Origin of the sequence: Micromonospora sp. NPDC049089, from assembly GCF_040648775.1 — a bacterium.
Lineage (GTDB): Bacteria > Actinomycetota > Actinomycetes > Mycobacteriales > Micromonosporaceae > Micromonospora.
Genome location: NZ_JBEZEH010000079.1, coordinates 1 through 16450, shown reverse-complemented (window position 1 = coordinate 16450; position 16450 = coordinate 1). Strand labels below are relative to the sequence as shown.

15 protein-coding genes are annotated in these 16450 nt (G+C 71.0%); 9 read left to right on the top strand and 6 right to left on the bottom strand.

Features of this window, described 5'->3' with window-relative positions:
* The first annotated feature begins 74 nt into the window (after positions 1–74).
* The 3 genes from AB0B48_RS15810 to AB0B48_RS15800 all read left to right on the top strand — a co-directional run bounded on the left by AB0B48_RS15810 (position 75) and on the right by AB0B48_RS15800 (position 2539).
* Positions 75–938 (top strand): helix-turn-helix transcriptional regulator, encoded by an 864-nt coding sequence (locus tag AB0B48_RS15810; RefSeq protein ID WP_357201512.1) that lies wholly within the window; start codon positions 75–77, stop codon positions 936–938.
* The gene (locus tag AB0B48_RS15805; RefSeq protein ID WP_355007027.1) at positions 935–1156 is read left to right on the top strand and encodes a DUF397 domain-containing protein; all 222 of its coding nucleotides are present in this window, start codon (positions 935–937) and stop codon (positions 1154–1156) included. Before AB0B48_RS15810 ends, AB0B48_RS15805 begins: the two co-directional genes overlap by 4 nt.
* Before the next feature lie 414 nt (positions 1157–1570).
* The gene (locus tag AB0B48_RS15800; protein WP_357201507.1) at positions 1571–2539 is read left to right on the top strand and encodes a sporulation protein; all 969 of its coding nucleotides are present in this window, start codon (positions 1571–1573) and stop codon (positions 2537–2539) included.
* Between the two features lie 67 nt (positions 2540–2606).
* Here AB0B48_RS15800 and AB0B48_RS15795 read toward each other — a convergent pair whose 3' ends face one another.
* Positions 2607–2984, bottom strand: coding sequence for a hypothetical protein (locus AB0B48_RS15795; protein WP_145784774.1), 378 nt, complete (start codon positions 2982–2984; stop codon positions 2607–2609).
* A gap of 177 nt (positions 2985–3161) precedes the next feature.
* Positions 3162–5204, bottom strand: coding sequence for a glycerophosphodiester phosphodiesterase family protein (locus AB0B48_RS15790; RefSeq protein ID WP_357201503.1), 2043 nt, complete (start codon positions 5202–5204; stop codon positions 3162–3164).
* Positions 5205–5395: 191 nt separating this feature from the next.
* Between AB0B48_RS15790 and AB0B48_RS15785 the strand changes: the two genes are divergently transcribed.
* On the top strand, positions 5396–5815 hold the full coding sequence (locus AB0B48_RS15785; RefSeq protein ID WP_357201500.1) for a hypothetical protein: 420 nt from the start codon (positions 5396–5398) through the stop codon (positions 5813–5815).
* A gap of 90 nt (positions 5816–5905) precedes the next feature.
* Here AB0B48_RS15785 and AB0B48_RS15780 read toward each other — a convergent pair whose 3' ends face one another.
* On the bottom strand, positions 5906–8206 hold the full coding sequence (locus AB0B48_RS15780) for an ATP-binding domain-containing protein (RefSeq protein ID WP_357201497.1): 2301 nt from the start codon (positions 8204–8206) through the stop codon (positions 5906–5908).
* A 146-nt stretch (positions 8207–8352) separates the two neighbouring features.
* Between AB0B48_RS15780 and AB0B48_RS15775 the strand changes: the two genes are divergently transcribed.
* Entirely contained in the window at positions 8353–8979 is a 627-nt protein-coding gene (locus tag AB0B48_RS15775) for an SGNH/GDSL hydrolase family protein (protein ID WP_357201494.1), read from the top strand.
* Positions 8980–9046: 67 nt separating this feature from the next.
* Here the strand turns inward: AB0B48_RS15775 and AB0B48_RS15770 are convergent, their stop codons facing one another.
* The gene (locus AB0B48_RS15770) at positions 9047–10174 is read right to left on the bottom strand and encodes a hypothetical protein (RefSeq protein ID WP_357201491.1); all 1128 of its coding nucleotides are present in this window, start codon (positions 10172–10174) and stop codon (positions 9047–9049) included.
* Positions 10175–10269: 95 nt separating this feature from the next.
* On the opposite strand from AB0B48_RS15770, the gene AB0B48_RS15765 reads away from it, so the two are divergent.
* Entirely contained in the window at positions 10270–10926 is a 657-nt protein-coding gene (locus AB0B48_RS15765) for a response regulator transcription factor (RefSeq protein ID WP_355007020.1), read from the top strand.
* A gap of 74 nt (positions 10927–11000) precedes the next feature.
* Positions 11001–12425, top strand: coding sequence for an ATP-binding protein (locus AB0B48_RS15760; RefSeq protein WP_357201534.1), 1425 nt, complete (start codon positions 11001–11003; stop codon positions 12423–12425).
* 289 nt (positions 12426–12714) lie between these two features.
* On the opposite strand, the gene AB0B48_RS15755 is transcribed toward AB0B48_RS15760, so the two are convergent.
* Both AB0B48_RS15755 and AB0B48_RS15750 read right to left on the bottom strand, forming a co-directional pair.
* Entirely contained in the window at positions 12715–14343 is a 1629-nt protein-coding gene (locus AB0B48_RS15755; protein WP_357201488.1) for a tetratricopeptide repeat protein, read from the bottom strand.
* A 57-nt stretch (positions 14344–14400) separates the two neighbouring features.
* Positions 14401–14862, bottom strand: coding sequence for a MarR family transcriptional regulator (locus tag AB0B48_RS15750; RefSeq protein ID WP_357201485.1), 462 nt, complete (start codon positions 14860–14862; stop codon positions 14401–14403).
* A gap of 49 nt (positions 14863–14911) precedes the next feature.
* Here AB0B48_RS15750 and AB0B48_RS15745 point away from each other — a divergent pair, with 49 nt between their 5' ends.
* Positions 14912–15433 carry a VOC family protein gene (locus AB0B48_RS15745; protein ID WP_357201482.1) on the top strand — a complete coding sequence of 174 codons (522 nt, stop codon included), beginning with the start codon at positions 14912–14914 and terminating at the stop codon, positions 15431–15433.
* A gap of 24 nt (positions 15434–15457) precedes the next feature.
* A complete protein-coding gene (locus tag AB0B48_RS15740; RefSeq protein ID WP_357201479.1) occupies positions 15458–16342 on the top strand; it encodes a hypothetical protein in 885 nt (294 codons plus the stop codon).
* Positions 16343–16450 lie beyond the last annotated feature (108 nt).

Here is a 16450-nt window from a genome sequence, read left to right as displayed (position 1 = left end):
CCACATTTCCAGTGGCTCGGAGCTGGAGCAATGGTTCCTGCGTGGGCGTCGCCAACATATTTGAGAGGTGGATCATGCCGCACAAGCCGTTCATCCGAACCTTGCGTGCGCAGTGGCTGGGTCAGCGATTGCGGACCCTGCGGGAGGAGCGGGGGATGACGCTCAAGTTGGTCGCCGAGCATCTGCAACGAGACATGTCCGCGCTCGGTCGGTACGAACGCGCGGACTGGCCGATTCGCAAGGGTGATGTGATCGCGCTGCTGGATCTCTACGGGTTCCACCACGCAACAGAGCGGGCCCGCCTCCTGGCGCTTGCCGAGGAGGTGTGGCGCACCGACCGGTGGGACGAGGACTACGGCGACGTCGTGGACGCCTCCTTCATCGAATATCCCTGGTTGGAGGGTCGCGCGGAGCAGGTCTGCTGCTTCCACCTCACATTGGTTCCAGGGCTGCTTCAAACCCGCGAGTACGCCGAGGCCTTGATTCGTAACGCAGCAGAACCGGGAGTTACCGAAGGCACGATCAATCGCTGGGTGGAACTTCGGATGAGCCGTCAAGCGGTCCTGAGACGACGACGACCACTCAGGATTTCGGCGGTGATCGACGAGGGTGCGCTGCGTCGGATGGTCGGTGGGCCGGAGGTACGGGGGCGACAACTACACCACCTGGCGCAGGCGCAGCGAATGAGCAACGTGGCAATCAGAGTCATGCCGTTCGACGCGGCACTGCATCAGGGGCTCGACGGCACGTTCTGGATATTCCGTCTGCCGGAGCCGTATCCTGCGGTGGCCTACGTGGAGTCTCTGGGAGGGCGGCTCTACCTGGAGTGGCCGAAGGCTGAGCGCTTTGTTCATGCCTATGGTCGTCTGCTGGACTCAGCGCTCACCGAGAGCGAATCAACGAAGTTGATCACGAGCATCGCGGAGGAATTGTCATGAACGAGAGCATTCCCGATGTCGCCTGGCACATCAGCAGCAAGAGTGACAGCAACGGTGGTAGCTGTGTCGAGGCCGGTCCGGTGCTGGACGGGTCTGGTCGGGTGGCGGTGCGCGACAGCAAGGATCGCGCGGCGGCAACCCTCGTCTACAGCGCCGACCGATGGACCGCGTTCGTCGCCGAGGTGAAGGACGGCGCGTTCGCCCGCACCCAACCCTGATCGACTCGGCTTCCTGCAAACCGGGGCAACCCGGTTGCCAGGACACCCCGCTTTCCAGGAAGCCGAGTCGACCTATCTGGTGATCAAGAGGTTTGCGTCATTCTGCACGTGATTGTTGACGGAAACCTCTTGATCGACGGGCGGGTGGGTGGCGGGGCAAGCCGGGTGGCAGCCGGGCTCGCGGGTGGCTGGCGGGTGGCTGGCGGGTGGTCGAGCGGCTGATTCGTTTGCGACATCAGCTCTAAAGGCTCACCAATTGGCATCCGCTCTCCGCCGGGGCTGAACGGAAGGCGGACATCGAGCGCCGCCAGCGGGACGCGCTTCACAGCCACCTCACAGGGGTGCCGGATAGGGTGCCGTTCGAGTCAACGTCCGACTCCAACCTGGAGCGGTCGGCGTCGCACAGGAGTTCCGATGGTCTTCAAGAAGATGTTGAGCGCGTTCGGTGTGGGCGGTCCCAGCGTGGACACCGTGCTGACCAACCCCAACACCCGGCCCGGCCTGACCCTCGACGGGCAGGTCAACCTCGTCGGCGGCGACGCTGAGGCAGCCATCGAGCAGGTGGTGATCGGCCTGGTCACCCGCGTCGAGGTCGAGGGACACGACACCGAGTACGCGGGCATCATGGAGTTTCACCGCATGGCGGTCAGCGGTGCGCTCCAGCTCGCCCCGAAGCAGCAGCTCTCGATCCCGTTCCAGCTGCCGGTGCCGTGGGAGACCCCGATCACCGACGTGTACGGCCAGCGCCTGCACGGCATGACAATGGGTCTGCGCACCGAGTTGGCGATCGCCCGCGCCGTGGACAAGAGCGACCTGGACCAGGTGGCGGTGCACCCGCTGCCGGTGCACGAGCGGATCCTGGAGGCGTTCCAGCGGCTCGGCTTCCGGTTCAAGCACGCCGACCTGGAGCGTGGGCACATCCGGGGCGTGCAGCAGACGCTGCCGTTCTACCAGGAGATCGAGTTCTTCGCCTCCCCGCAGTACGCGAGCACCATCAACGAGGTCGAGCTGACCTTCGTGACCAGCCAGCGCGGTGTGGAGGTCATCCTGGAGTGCGACAAGCGCGGTGGGTTCCTCAGCGCCGGGCACGACGCGTTCGGCCGCTACCAGGTGGCGCACACCGACGCTGACCGGGTGGACTGGGCGCAGGTCGTCGACGGCTGGCTGCGCGAGACCACGTCCCGCTACGGCAGCCTGCGCTCCCAGTACGGCCCGAGCCACGGATACGGCCCAGGCCACGGGCGCGGTCACGGCCGCGGCGGGATGGGCGTGGGTGGCGTGGTGGCCGGCGCGGCGCTCGGTGTCGCCGGCGGCATGATCGCCGGCGAGATGATGGAGGACGCGTTCGAGGGCGACTTCGGCGACTTCGGCGGCGACGAGTAACGAGTCCACGCACGACGACAGTGGCCTCCGGGAGAGTCTCCCGGAGGCCACTGTGAGCTAAGGCCGATCAGTGCCGGGCCTTGCGCTCCTCGCTGCTGCGGTGGTTGCTGCCGGCCTTGGCCAGGCCTCGGCTACCGAGGTAGCCAAGCGTCAGCAGGGTGATCAGGAACCAGGCGTTGTCGGCCCGGAAGATGTCCACCCCAGCGGAGTTCTGCCCGACGACCTGCGACGCGCCCAGTACGGCGGCCACCGCGATCAGGTAGATCCAGAACTCGGTGGTCTTGAACGCCTGCTTTGTCTCCGTACCGGGTGCCTGCATGTCGTTGCGGCGCCCGTCATGCATCACCGGCATCTGCTGGGTCTGCATGTCCCGCATCTGAGCGGGGTTCTGCGGGTCGTTCATGGGCCGGTTCATCGGCCGGGTGGAAGCAGCCTGCGTGCTCATCTGGTCCTCCTCAGGATGCGATGAGTCGTACCTGCATTCCCTCGCCCCGCTACCGCGTTTCGGCCACGGCACGGTTCGCTTTCGTGGCGGGGACAACCCCCGACTACCCGAGGCCCCGGAGCAGGTAACACCGATCGCCGGCCGGAAAATCCGGCCGGCGATCGGGTGGTCGGCAGGTCAGCGCAGGCCGTTGCGCATCGCCACGCTCACCAGAAGGCCCGGGTCGTCGGTGATAATGCCGTCGACGCCCAGGTCGATGACCCGCTGCATCACGGTGGCGTCATCGACGGTGTACGGGATCACCTTCAGCTTGTCGCGCGTCTGAAGGGTCCGGACGTCCGGTCCGTGGAAGTATGCCGGGTTCTCCCGCAGGTACCAGTCGGCCGAGGCGACAGTGCCCTGCTTCGGGTCGTGCACCTGCCAGTTGGCGGAGACCGTGCCAGCGCCCGCGGCCCGGGTCAGCTTGCCGAGGTCCTGGTACTTCCACCAGTCCAGCCCACCGGTCCAGGGGCTCTTCACCGACGGGTTGCCGTAGACCGCCTCCAGCGAGCACTCGTCGGCGAGGGTCGCGCACTCGGCCGGGCCGTACTGCCAGACCAGGCCGACGGTGCCGATCCGCCCGTCGAGCTGACGGGCGTACGTGATGGTGCGCCAGTCGAACGACTGGATGGTGGCCCGGCTGGTGAAGCCGGCCCGCTGGATCGCGTCGACGAGCTTGCGGGTGAAGCTGCGGTACGGCTCGGTGTCGTTCACCACCGGGCTGATCTTCGTCTCGATGTTCATGCCGATGTCGGTGCGGCCACTCGCCTTCACCAGGGCGAAAACCTCGTCGAGGGTCGGGATCCGGGCACCGGGAGCCGGCACCTGGGCGGGCAGTTCGGGCAGCGTCTTCGTGCCGCAGTCCACGGTCTTGAGCTGTGCCACTGTCAACTCGTGCACCGGCTTGCCCACGTACGGGAACTTCGGGTCACCGCGGCGCACCGGCTTGGTGTCGACGCAGTGCGACCCGTTGACGGTGCGGTCGTGCAGCACCACGAGCTTTCCGTCGGCCGTCACGTTGGTGTCCAGCTCCAGCGTGGAGATGGCCCGGTTGGACAGCGCGTTCGCGAACGCCGGCAGGGTGTTCTCCGGCCGGGTGGCCCGACCGCCCCGGTGCGCCTGGATGTCGAACGGCGCGGCGTACGCCTTCGGCAGCCGGTAACCGCGCTGGGCCAGCACGCCCCGCAACCGGTCCGGGTAGTCGGTGATGAGACCGTCCACACCGTCGTCAATCAGCTTGGTCATGGTCGGCACGTCGTCGACCGTCCACGGGATCACCTTGATCCCGTAGCGGTGCGCCTGGGCGACCATCTCCTTCGTGACGTACGGCTTGTAGCCCGGGTCGGTGACAGTGCCGTTCTGCGGCATGCCGTGCACCGGCGAGAAGGCGCTGGCGCCGAAGCTGCGGATCGCCTCGATCGGATCGCCGCCGAAGTCGTCGATGTCCAGCCCGCCCAGCCACGGCGACGCGCCCGGCTGACCGGTCTGGAGGAAGTCGTAGTTGGTCAGCGCGACCAGCGGCAGCTTCGGCTCGACCTGACGCATGCGCATCAGCGCGCCCCAGTCGAAGCTCTGAATGGTGACCTGCTTGAGCAGCCCGGCGGCGCGGATCTCGCCCGCGGTGACCCGGACGAACTGTTCGCGGGGGGCGGTCTCGGTCGGCGCGCCGGCCTCGACCTTGGTCTCGACGTTGAGCGTCACGTCCTTGGCCCGGTAGCGGTTGACCAGCGCGAAGACCTCACGCAGCAGCGGCATCCGGGCACCGGGGACGGCGACCTGACCGGGCTTGTCCGACAGCGTCTTCGACCCGCAGTCGAGCGAACGCACCTGGGCCAGGCTGAGCGTGTTGATGTACTTCCCGACGTACGGGAACTCCGGGTCGCCGGGCGTCACCGGAGCGGTGTCGACGCACTTGGTGCCGGTGACCTTCCGGTCGTGGGTGACCACGGCCTGACCGTCCTCGGTGATCTGCACGTCCAGTTCGAGGGTGCTCACCCCGAGCTGGAGGGCGTTGCCGAAGGAGGCGAGGGTGTTCTCCACCCGCAGCCCGAGGCCGCCCCGGTGGGCCTGCACGTCGAATGTCCGGTCCGGTCGTGGCTTCGCCTGAGCGGGCACCGCGAGCCCGGTCGTCACTGTCGCGGCCACCAGCGCAGCGACGGCGGTACGGCGTACTGTGCGCACGCTGTCATCCCCTCCTGCCGGCGGGCATCTCCCACCGGTCGCGGGACAGCATGGACATCTCGGGCTGCGGGCAGGCGGCCAGCGGACGGCGTGACGGTGAACCGCCGTGGACGACCTCCCGGTCACGCCGGGTTTGGTCGGCCGATGGTCGGGCACGCAGTCAGTTCCACAGCTTCTGCGAGGTGATGGACGTGCGTGAGGACGACATGCGGCAGGACGCCGCCCGCGAGGCCGAGGATCGGATCGCCGGCGGTGTGTACGGCAAGGGCGCCCACGACGAGGTGACGGTGCCCCGCACCGATGTGGAGAGTCAGATCCAGCGCGATGACCCGTTCGACCCGGCGAAGGAACGGATCGACCCACAGGTGCTGCGCGACGGTGGCCCCGTCGGTGGGCAGGGCGCGGTGACCACCACCGGTGGCACTGCCGGGCCGGCGAGCGTACGGCGGGTGGCCCGGCAACCGGAGCGACACCCGGGCACTGTCGCACCGACCACCACCGGCGATGCCACGACCGGCGGCCTGAGCACCCCGATGGGCGGCGGCACCAGCGACCAGTCAACGTCGGCGACCGCCCCAGCAAAGTCCATCAGAGACAAATCAACCGACTAACCCCACCGACCCACCGCCCCCCTTGGCGGCGTGATCATGAGGTTGACGTGGCTGTGGAAGATCACAGTCCACGTCAACCTCATGATCGACTCAGCGGGTTGGGGTTGGGCGGAGGACTCCTAGGCGTTGGGTGGCGCGGGTCAGGGCCACGTAGAGGTCGCTGCGTCCGCGGGGGGACTCGGCCACCATCCGGTCCGGGTCGACCACCAGCACCGAGTCGAACTCCAACCCCTTGGCCTGGGCGACTGTCAACACCACCACGCGGCTCTCCAGCTCCGGATGCTCGCCGACGGCAGCCTCCGGCAGGGCGGCGGTCACCGCCGCACCCAACTCACCCACCAGGCCGGCCGGCACGAGCACCCCGAGCCGCCCCTCGCTGAGCCCGGCCGCCTCCCGGGTGGCCTCGGCGACCAACTCCGCCGCCAACCGACCGTCGGGGACCGCCCGGTCCCACGGCGGTACGCCGCTCTTCCGCACCGAGCGCGGCGGACGCAGTGCCGGGTCGATCTCGGCCAGTACGTCGGCGGCGACCGCCATGATCTCGGCCGGAGTGCGGTAGCTGACCGTCAGCTCGGTGAGCCGCCACCGCTGCTCGACGTACGGGGCGAGGGCGTCCGCCCACGATGGCGTGCCGCTCAGCGCGCCGGTCTGTGCCACATCGCCGACGATCGTCATCGACCGGCTCGGGCAGCGGCGCATCAACAGCCGCCAGGCCATCGGCGAGAGCTCCTGCGCCTCGTCCACGATCACGTGGCCGAACGCCCAGGTGCGGTCGGCGGCGGCGCGCTGCGCGGTGGTCAGCCGGTCGGCCTCCTCCTGCCGCTCCAACAGTCGATCCGCGTCGATCAGGTCGGTCACGCCGAGGATCTCACCGCCCTCGGCCTCGTCCTCGACGTCGATCGAGCGGGAACCCTTGGCGATCTCGAGCACGCCCTCCGCGTACTCCCGTTCCATCATCCGGATGCGGTCCCGCCGGGCGGCGGCGGCGCGTTCGTCCTCGCCGAGCAGTTCGGCGGCCTCGTCCAGCAGCGGGACGTCGGCCGGCGTCCAGCCACCGCGCTCGCGGCGCAGCAGCGCCCGCTCGTCCTCGCTGAGCATCGGCGCGGCGGCGGCGATCCGGTCCGGGTCGGCGTACAGGTCGGCGAGCAGTTGCTGCGGGGTGAGCACCGGCCACAGCCGGTCCAGGGCGGCCTGGATCTCCGTCTCCTCGCGCAGCTCGCGCCGGATCTCGGCGCGGTCCGCCTCGTCGAGGAGGTTGTCCCCGCCGAGCGGGTCGGCGCCGATCCGCTCGGCCACCTGGTCGGCGAGCGCGTGCACGATCTCCACGTCGAACAGCGCGCGGGCCAGGTTGTGCGGTCGGTCGACGCGGCGGACCCGATCCCGGGCCGCGCGCACGATCTCCGGGTCGAGGGTCAGCGTCTCCCGCTCGACCTCGATTTCCAGCGGCTCGTCCGGCACCCACTGCCGATCCCGTACGGCCAGCGCCAACACCTCGGCCAGCACCGCCCGGCCCTTGAGCGCCGCGGTCTCGGCCGGCTCGGTCCGTTGGGCGCTCACCCCGGGAAAGAGATCACCCTGGGTACGCAGCAGCACGCCGGTCTCGGCCAGCGTCGGCAGCACCTGGGAGATGTAGCGCAGGAAGGTCGCGTTCGGGCCGACCAGCAGCACGCCACGGCTGGAGAGTTCCCGCCGGTGCGTGTAGAGCAGGTACGCCGCCCGGTGCAGCGCGACAGCGGTCTTGCCGGTGCCGGGGCCGCCCTGGACCACCATCACGCCCGGAAGTTCCGCGCGGATGACCTCGTCCTGCTCGGCCTGGATGGTCTCGACGATGTCGCGCATCCGGCCGGTACGGCCCGCGTTGAGCGCGGCGAGCAGCGACGCCTCACCGGTCAGCTCCTCGTGGGCGCCGGGGGAGGCGGTGTCGATGTCGAGCACCTCGTCGTTGAGCCCGGTCACCTTGCGCTGCCGGGTACGCAGGTGCCGGCGACGGCGTACGCCCTGCGGGTTCGCGGCGGTGGCGAGGTAGAACGGCCGGGCGGCGGGTGCCCGCCAGTCCATCAGCAGCGGATCGTAGTCACCACTGGTGTCGAAGATGCCGATCCGGCCGATGTAGCGGCGGGAGTCGTCGTCGCCGTCGAGACGGCCGAAGCAGAGCCCGTTCTCCACGGCGGAGAACTGTTCGACCTGATCGGCGTACATCGCTACCGAGCTGTCGCGCTGCGAGCGGTCCTGGAGGGTGCCGCCGGTGTTGTGCAGCTCGGCGGTGAGCCGGTGGGCGGCCTGCTGACGCAGTTGGTCCAGCCGGTTGTAGAGCATCGAGACGTACTCCTGCTCGCGACCGATCTCGTCGTCGAGCGGCAATTCGCCGGAACCGCCGGAGTGCCTTGACAAGCCGTCTCCCTAAAGATTAGAATCCTTTGCAGGAACGGCTTTTAGCCGTTCTTTTTTGTGCCTTCGAACTGTTGAAGATAGCGCGTTCCGCCGGTTCTCACCAAGCCGGGCGGTCCGGCGCGCCGGTGATCGCGAGGTGACGGCAGATGATCCTGCGGACCGGCCAACGGGTGGTCTTCATCGGGGACAGCATCACCGATTGTGGTCGACGTGACGTCGCCGCGCCCTACGGCAGCGGATATGTGAGTCTCGTGCGGGCCCTGGTCGACGCGCGGCACCCGGAGTTGGAGCTGGAATGGGTCAACCGGGGTGTGGGCGGCGACACGGTGCGGGACCTGGCCGCCCGCTGGGACGACGACGCCATCGCCGAGCGCCCCGACTGGCTCGCGGTGCTGATCGGCATCAACGACATCTGGCGGCACTACGGTGACCGGCCGGATGAGGCAGTCGGCATCGAGGAGTACGAGCGCACGCTGCGCGACCTGCTGCGTCGGGCGGTCGACGCGACCGGCTGCCGACTGATCCTCGGTGACCCGTTCTTCATCGAGCCCGACCGGAGCGTCCCGCAGCGCGCTGACACCGACCGGTACGCGGCGGTCATGGCGGGGCTGGCGACCGAGTTCGACGCGGTGCACGTGCCCAACCAGGCGGCGTTCGACCGGGTGCTGGCGGTGAGTCCGGCGACGCGTTGGGCCGACGACCGGGTCCACCCGTACCTGCCCGGCCACGCGGTCCTCGCCGACGCGTATCTCAGCGCCCTCGGCGTCTCCTGACCCGGGCTGATCCACAGCGAAGCGCCGGGCCGACCGTGAGGTCGACCCGGCGCGATCACCGCGGAGATCAGCCGCGCGCGGCCTCGTAGAGCCGCTCCGGGGTCACCGCTCCGGCGAGCACCCGGCCGTCGTCGGTGAGCAGCACGCTGAACAGCTTGCTGGTGAGGAGCCGACCGCTGCCCCAATCACCACTGACCGCCGGCAACCCGCCGAGCAGCTTCGACATGTCCAGGTCCGGCCCGGCTCCGGCCGGGGGAGTTGCCTGCTTCGGGGCGGGCTTCCGGTCGGCATCGGCCCCGTCGAGGCGGCCGACCAGCACTGTCGTCCAGCCGTCGCCCACAGCGCGGACCTGCGGGTCATCCGCCGGCTCGACGTGACCGGGCTTGCCCGTCGGGCGCTCGGCCTTCTCCTCGTCGACAGTCACGCCGGGCGGCGGGTTGAAGCGGAACTGGTCGGCGTCCGGGCGGCGGTAGTCGACCTGGGTGAAGGCCACCTCGAACGCCGGCCGGTCGCTGCCCTTCGCGAGCACCTCGAAGCGCAGCGGCACGTGCTGCTTGGCGTCGATGGCGATCCGCAGCTGGTGCACCAGGGAGGCCTGGTCGCGCGGCTGGAGCACCAACTCGTACGCGTCCTGTCCGGCGACGGTCGCCGACCGGCCCACGCTGACCTCGGTGCTCGGGTCGATCGCGTTCAACGCCAGGTCGGCGGCCTGCTGCGGGGTGGACGGCAGGCTCGCTGCCGGTTCCGGCGCGGGCTTCCAGGCTCCGGCGTCGCCGCCCAGCGTGCGGTGGGTGGCGGTGTTGCTGCGGCTCTGCCACGTCCACAGGTCCTGGCCGTTGCGGATGATGTCCTGCTCGCCCAGCGTGTCCATCAGCGCGACCCGCTGCTTGTCCGGCCCGGAATACCAGACGCGCAGGGTGTGGGTGCCGGTCAGCAGGGTGGTCAGCTCGTTGCCGGGAACCAGCCCGACGAGGGACGGCAGGCCGAGGTCGGCGCGTTGCACGACGGTCCCGGACAACCCCTCCAGCCGGGATGTCTGCAGGTCGACCAGGAGCTGAGCGGCGGTTCGGGGCGGCAGGCTCGGCTCGGCCTCGGCGGCGAACGTGCCGATCGCCGCGCCACCGCCGATGACGGCGACGGCCGCGGTGGCCGGAACCAGCCAGCGAAGGACGGGACGGCTTCTCAGGACGGACATGGTGGCACCTCCTGCGGCCATCTTGCCTCGTCCGTGCTGTGAACGCGCTGAGGACACCGAACCGCTCCGATTGACCCGGGTGGCACCCTTGAGCTGTGCGGGTGCTGGTGGTGGAGGACGAGGCCCGGTTGGCGGCTGCCCTGCAACGGGGTCTCCAGGCGGAGGGGTTCGCGGTGGACGTGGCGACGACCGGCCCGGCGGGCCTGGACGCGGCCCGGCACGGCGGGTACGACGCCATGATCCTCGACGTGATGCTGCCCGGCCTTTCCGGGTACGAGCTGGTCCGGCGGCTGCGCGCGGAACAGCACTGGCTTCCGGTGCTGATGCTCTCCGCCAAGGACGGCGAGTACGACCAGGCCGACGGCCTCGACTGCGGCGCCGACGATTACCTGACCAAACCCTTCTCGTACGTGGTGCTGCTGGCCCGGCTCCGGGCCCTGCTGCGTCGGGGCGCGCCGGAGCGCCCGACCGTCCTCGCCGTCGGTGACCTGCGGTTGGATCCGGCCCGCCGACGGGTGACCCGGGCGGACACCGAGGTGGCGCTGACCGCGCGGGAGTTCGCGTTGCTGGATTACCTGATGCGCCGGCCGGGCCAGGTCGTCTCCAAGGTCGAGTTGTTGGACCACGTCTGGGACGCCAGCCTGGAGACCGCGCCGAACGCCGTCGAGGTGTACGTCGGCTACCTGCGCCGCAAGCTCGGCCGGGACCGGCTGGAGACGGTCCGGGGTGCCGGCTACCGGCTGGCGACGTGACCGCCGACGGCCCGGCCACCACCCGTCGGGTCAGGCCCGGCTGGATGCCGGTCCTCGGACTGCGCGGGCGACTCATGGCGATCGGTGTGGTCGGTCTCACCATCGGGCTGGCCGTGGGCGGGGTGGTGTTGCTCGGCGCGCTCGGCTTCGTGCTCCAGCGCACTGTCGACACCGAGGCGTTCCGCACCGCCGACGCGGTCGCCCTGCTCGCCGCCGAGGACGCGCTGCCCGACCCGCTGCCGGTGGCCGGCGGACAGGTCCGCGTGCAGGTCGTCGACGGGCAGGGACGGATCCGGGCGGCCTCGATCGACGCCGACCGTCTGGTGCCGATGGTCCGCCCGGAGCGGCTGAACCGCGACGGTCGGCAGCGGCTTGAGGTGCCGGCCGAGCGGGTCGGGCTCGTCGGCCCGGTCCGGGTGGTCGCCGTACCCGCCGGCACCGCGGCCGACCCGCTCACTGTGCTGGTCGCCCGCTCGATGGCCGACGTGCGGCACAGCACCCACGTGGTCCGGACCATCCTGCTGGTGGCGTTCCCGCTGCTGGTGGCCGTGCTGGCCGGGGTGGCGTGGCGGGTGGTGGGGGCGACCCTGCGGCCGGTCGAGGCGTTACGTCGAGGTGCCGAGGAGATCACCGGGAGGGCCGGCGCCGGCCGGCTGCCGGTGCCGGCGTCGGCCGACGAAATCCACCGTCTGGCGGTCACCCTCAACGGCATGCTGGGCCGGCTGGAGTCCGCCCGCGTCCGGCAGCGGGCCTTCGTCTCCGACGCCGCGCACGAGCTGCGCAGCCCGTTGACCAACATCCGGACGGAGCTGGAGGTGGCCCAGCACCTCGCCGACCGGACGGACTGGACGGCGGTGACGGCCAATCTGCTCGCCGACACCGAGCGGTTGAGCCGCCTGGTCGACGATCTCCTGCTGCTGGCCCGCCTGGACGAGACTCCGCCGACCCGGGGGACCGGCCCGGTGGAGCTGGGCGCGTTGCTGACCGAGGTTGCCGCCCGCTACCCGTCGCCGCCGGTGCGGGTGAAGCCGCCGACGGGCCCGCTCTGGACGATCGGCACGGTCGAGGAGTTGCGTCGCGTGCTGGCCAACCTGGTCGACAACGCGGTACGGCACGCGCACGGCAGCGTCGTGCTCGCGGCCGAGGCGACGTCGCTGGGCGAGGCGATGTCGATGGCCGGCGCGATGTCGACGGCCGGGGCGATGTCGACGGCGGGGGCGGGGCTCGGGCCGGGCGTCGGGGCGTACCACCTGGTGACGGTGACCGACGACGGCCCGGGGATCGCGGTGGCGGACCGGGAGCGGGTCTTCGACCGGTTCACCCGGCTGGATGACGGACGGGCCCGCGACGACGGGGGCGCTGGCCTGGGGCTGGCCATTGTCCGGGAGCTGGTCCGACGCGCGGGCGGCAGCATCACCCTGACCGACGCGCCGGAGCAGCGAGGCCTGCGGGTGTGCCTGCTGCTGCCAGCGTTGCCAGCCGAGGACGGCCAAAGGTAGACGGTCCGTGACTGCGTCCTTCCCCCAACCGCCCACCGATGCCCCTTTGCTCTGCACCCGCGGATGCGACAGCTACGCAACGTGATCATCGCCGACGCGTGTTGTAGCGGCAGTCGCGACGTTTCAGCTGCTCATCCCAAGTGGTGCGTATAGGTAAGCAGAGCAAAGCCTGGGCCGGAGTTGTGGGCGGGGCGTCGGGTGTGACGGCGTGTCACGGCGGGCCCGCCAACGGGTAGCCCACACTGAGTGAGGTCTGCGGGGCGTAGCTGGCGGGGCAGAGGCTGGCGGGTCAGCGGCGGCGGGTGCAGACCTGCTTGGAACGGGCCACGGTGTCGGTGGACCAGGCGACCGCGACGGTGAAGCAGAAGTCGTTCGTGCGGTTGAGCGCGTAGATGACGAAGCTGGTGGTGCCGGCGGGCAGCGTCGCGAAGATGTTGTGGGCCTGGCCGGTGCGACCGCCCGCGATGACCACCGGACCCTCGCCGCCAGCCGGGTAGGTCCAGTTCAGCGCGATGCTGTCCCGGGTGTCGCGCAGGGTCACCGCGCTGGGTGGAGTGCCGGGCGGGGCCGCGGCGGCAGCCGACGTGGGTGCCGTGCCGCCCGGGGCGGGCGCGGTGCTTGCCGGGGCGCCGGCCGTGGGGGAGGCGCTGGCCGGCGGCGGGGTCGGTTCGTCGTCGCCGTCGACCCGGGCCACCCCGGCGATCACCGCTGCCGCACCGAGGAGCACCACGACCACACCGGCCACCAGCACCGGTACCAGCCGGTTGCGCTGCTCCGGCGGCGCGCGGTGCACGGGCACCGGCAACAGCCGCGACGGCGTGTACGGCTCGACCTGCGCGTACGGGTCGGGCCGGGCGTACGGGTCGGACGGCGGGTTCTGGTCGGACGGCGGGTTCAGGGCGTGCGACCCGTACGGGTCGGCGGTGCGGTGCAGCCGGTACACCCCGGGCTGCTCCTCCGTGCCGCCGGCCAACCCGACCACCGACGGGGGCACCGACGGGTCGGTGGGGTGGGGCGAGGGGTCGTCCGCCGGTTCGGGCGACCACCTGCTGCCCATCGATCCGACCGCCTCGTCGGAGGGCAGCCGGGGGTTCGGCACCGCTCCGGCGTGGTGGGCCGCGGCTGCCTGCGAGTGGTAGCCGGATTCGGCTGGCCCGTCGTCGGGCGGTGGGACGCGGGCGGCCGGCACGACCGGAGTGTCCCGAGCTGTTGGCGGGTTGTCGGCGCAGGCGTGGTCGGGATTGGCCGCCGCCCGGGCCAGGGCCGCCACCTGGGTGGCCAGCGGGTCGTCGGCGGGCAGGTGCTGCCGGCACAGCTCGCGGGCGAGCGCCAGGTTGTCGTGTGCCTCGGCGAACTGCCCGCAGTCGCGCTGCATGGCTCCGAGCCGCGCCAGCATCTTGATGCCGCTGGGGTGGCCGTCGCCGTACACCTCGCGGTGCAACTCCCAGGCGTCCTGGAGGCGGTCGCGGGCCACAGTGCACTGGCCCCGCGCGTATTCGACGGTGGCCAGGTCGGCGTGCGCGGCGAGCACCCGCAGTGACTCCGGGCCGTCCTGTGCGGTCAGCTCGATGATGACTTCCTGGTAGAGCCGCGCCGCCCGGGAGTGGCTGCCGACCCGGTGCAGCACAGCGGCCAGAGTCGCCGCCGCAGCCACCGTGCGCGGGTCGGCGCGGCCGTGCAGGCGGGTGGTGGCCGCGTACGCGAAGGCGGCCCACCCCCGGGCCGAGTGCGGCTCGCCGAGGGCGATCAGCACCCGCGCCTGAAGGCTGGCCGCCTCGGCCAGCTCGGGCGTGGCGTTGGCCGGGCGGGGGTCGGCGTCGGTGAGCGCGTCGGACAGCAGTTGCTGTGCGCCGGCAAGATCGCCGGAGGACACGAGGTGGTGCGCCTGATCAGTCAGTTCACCGAAGCCGGAAGACACGCCCCATCGTGCTCATCCGACGACGGTAAGTACAAGACCCGCGCCGGTGTCGATTGGTCAGGATCCGGTCATATGCTCGGCCAGGGTCTCGCTGATCCGGCGTAGCTGATCGACCTGGGCGGGGCTCAACGCGTCGAACAGGTGTCGGCGTACCCCCTCGACATGGCCTGGTGCGGCGGCCGCGAGGGTGGCGAAACCCTCGTCGGTGAGCAGCGCGATCTGCCCGCGCCGGTCGGTGGGGCAGTCCTCGCGGCGCACCCAGCCGGCGGCCTCCAGCCGGGCCACGGCGTGCGAGAGCCGACTGCGGGACGACCCCGCGGCCTGCGCCAACTGGCTCATGCGCAGTTGACGACCGGGGGCCTCGGAGAGCTGGACCAGGATCTCGTAGTACGCGTGCGGCATGCCCGCGTCGCGTTGCAGCTCGCGGTCGAGAGTGTCCATCAGCACCCGGGAGGCGGTGAGGTACGCGCGCCAGGTGCGCTGCTCGTCGGGGTCCAACCAGCGGGTCATGACCGCCATCATACCCCCGATAGTTGAAGGCTCAACTAAATCGCGCTACTCTCGGGTCATGGGTATCCACCGGCTCAACCACGCGGTCCTCTACGTCAGTGACCTCGCCCGCAGCGTCGCGTTCTACAGCGACGTGCTGGGCTTCCGCCCGGTGGCGATGACCCCGGACGGCTTCCGGGGCGCCACCTTCCTCCAGGCCCCCGACTCCACCAACGACCACGACCTCGGGCTCTTCGAGATCGGCGCCGGCGCCGGTCGGTCCACCGCCGGTCGGTCCACCGTCGGCCTCTACCACCTCGCCTGGGAGGTGGACACGCTCGACGAGCTGGCCGCCACCGCCGAGCGGCTCGCCGCGGCCGGCGCACTGGCCGGCACCTCGGACCACGGCACGACGAAGAGCCTCTACGGCAAGGACCCGGACGGCCTGGAGTTCGAGGTGGTCTGGCTGATCCCGGCCGACCTGCTCGACGACACCGCTCTGGCCGCCCGCAAGCAGATCGGTCGGCTCGACCTGAACGCCGAGCGGCAGCGTTACGGCGGGCAGACCCGGGGCGGGGTGGGGATCTCCGTCCCGGTCTGACCGCTCGTAGGGTAGAACGGACCGATGCCGACCGACCGGACCACTGATTTCCTCCGCGAGCTGCTGGTCCGCCAGTTGACGACCTGGCTGCCCGCGGCCCTGCACCGCTCCCGGCGGGCCACCGTCGCGCTCGCCGGGGTCGACGCGGCAGCCGCCGAGGCCGCGCTCCGGTTGGTCGGCGGACACGGCGACCAGGTGCGCGGCCGGCAGGTGACGGTGCTGGTGCTGGCCGACGGCGCGCCGGAGCTGCCGACCCGGCTCGGCCCGATCGAGGCGGAGCTGCCCGCCGAGGTCACCGTGCACCTGCTGCCCGGCGACGCCTACCGGCTGCCGGTCGCGGTGAAGGCCGCCGGGGCGGCCGGCGCGCCGCTGTTCTCCTTCGTGGACCTGCCCGGCGCGGTGACGCCGAAGGTGCTCACCGCCGCAGCCAACGGCCGGACCGGTGAGCTGCTGCTGCACACCGGCGACAGCGCCCGAGACGTGCTCGCCTCCGCCGGCTTTCCCCTGGTCGCCGAGGTGGCGCCGGTGCTGCCCGACGGGGAGGCTGCCGGTGTTGTCGCGTTCGGCAGCCGCTCCGACCGGAGTCTGGAGGCGGTGCGCGACGCGCTCTGGGCGGTCGGCGCGCAGTTCGACGTACGCTTCCGCGACCCACTCGACCCGACCGGCACGACTGTCGACGTGGTTAACGACCCCGACCTCGAACCGCTGGCCCACGAGTTGCTGGCCGAGCTGCGGGCGGGCGGGCCACGGCAGGTCACCGAGCTACGCCGGCACACCCTCACCGCGACCGTCTACCGTGCCGCCGACGCCAACCGCGCCCTCACCACCCTGCTCGACGCCGGCGTGCTGAGCCGCGACCGCGAAACGGGCCGCCTCGCCGGCGACGAAACCCTCAGAGCAACCCCCTAACCCCGCCCCGCCCCTGCTCCCCCGCCCCGCCCCGCCGCCCGCGATCTTGCACTTTCTGCGGTGACACAAGGGGGCGTCCCTCGCGAATCGGCAACAGAAACTGCAAGA

Bases quoted from the DNA above. Each gene is read 5' to 3' on its own strand.
- AB0B48_RS15810 (WP_357201512.1), top strand. From the start codon at position 75: ATGCCGCACAAGCCGTTCATCCGAACCTTGCGTGCGCAGTGGCTGGGT.
- AB0B48_RS15760 (WP_357201534.1), top strand. From the start codon at position 11,001: ATGGCGATCGGTGTGGTCGGTCTCACCATCGGGCTGGCCGTGGGCGGG.
- AB0B48_RS15770 (WP_357201491.1), bottom strand. From the start codon at position 10,174: ATGTCCGTCCTGAGAAGCCGTCCCGTCCTTCGCTGGCTGGTTCCGGCC.
- AB0B48_RS15775 (WP_357201494.1), top strand. From the start codon at position 8,353: ATGATCCTGCGGACCGGCCAACGGGTGGTCTTCATCGGGGACAGCATC.
- AB0B48_RS15800 (WP_357201507.1), top strand. From the start codon at position 1,571: ATGGTCTTCAAGAAGATGTTGAGCGCGTTCGGTGTGGGCGGTCCCAGC.
- AB0B48_RS15795 (WP_145784774.1), bottom strand. From the start codon at position 2,984: ATGAGCACGCAGGCTGCTTCCACCCGGCCGATGAACCGGCCCATGAAC.
- AB0B48_RS15745 (WP_357201482.1), top strand. From the start codon at position 14,912: ATGGGTATCCACCGGCTCAACCACGCGGTCCTCTACGTCAGTGACCTC.
- AB0B48_RS15805 (WP_355007027.1), top strand. From the start codon at position 935: ATGAACGAGAGCATTCCCGATGTCGCCTGGCACATCAGCAGCAAGAGT.
- AB0B48_RS15750 (WP_357201485.1), bottom strand. From the start codon at position 14,862: ATGGCGGTCATGACCCGCTGGTTGGACCCCGACGAGCAGCGCACCTGG.
- AB0B48_RS15740 (WP_357201479.1), top strand. From the start codon at position 15,458: ATGCCGACCGACCGGACCACTGATTTCCTCCGCGAGCTGCTGGTCCGC.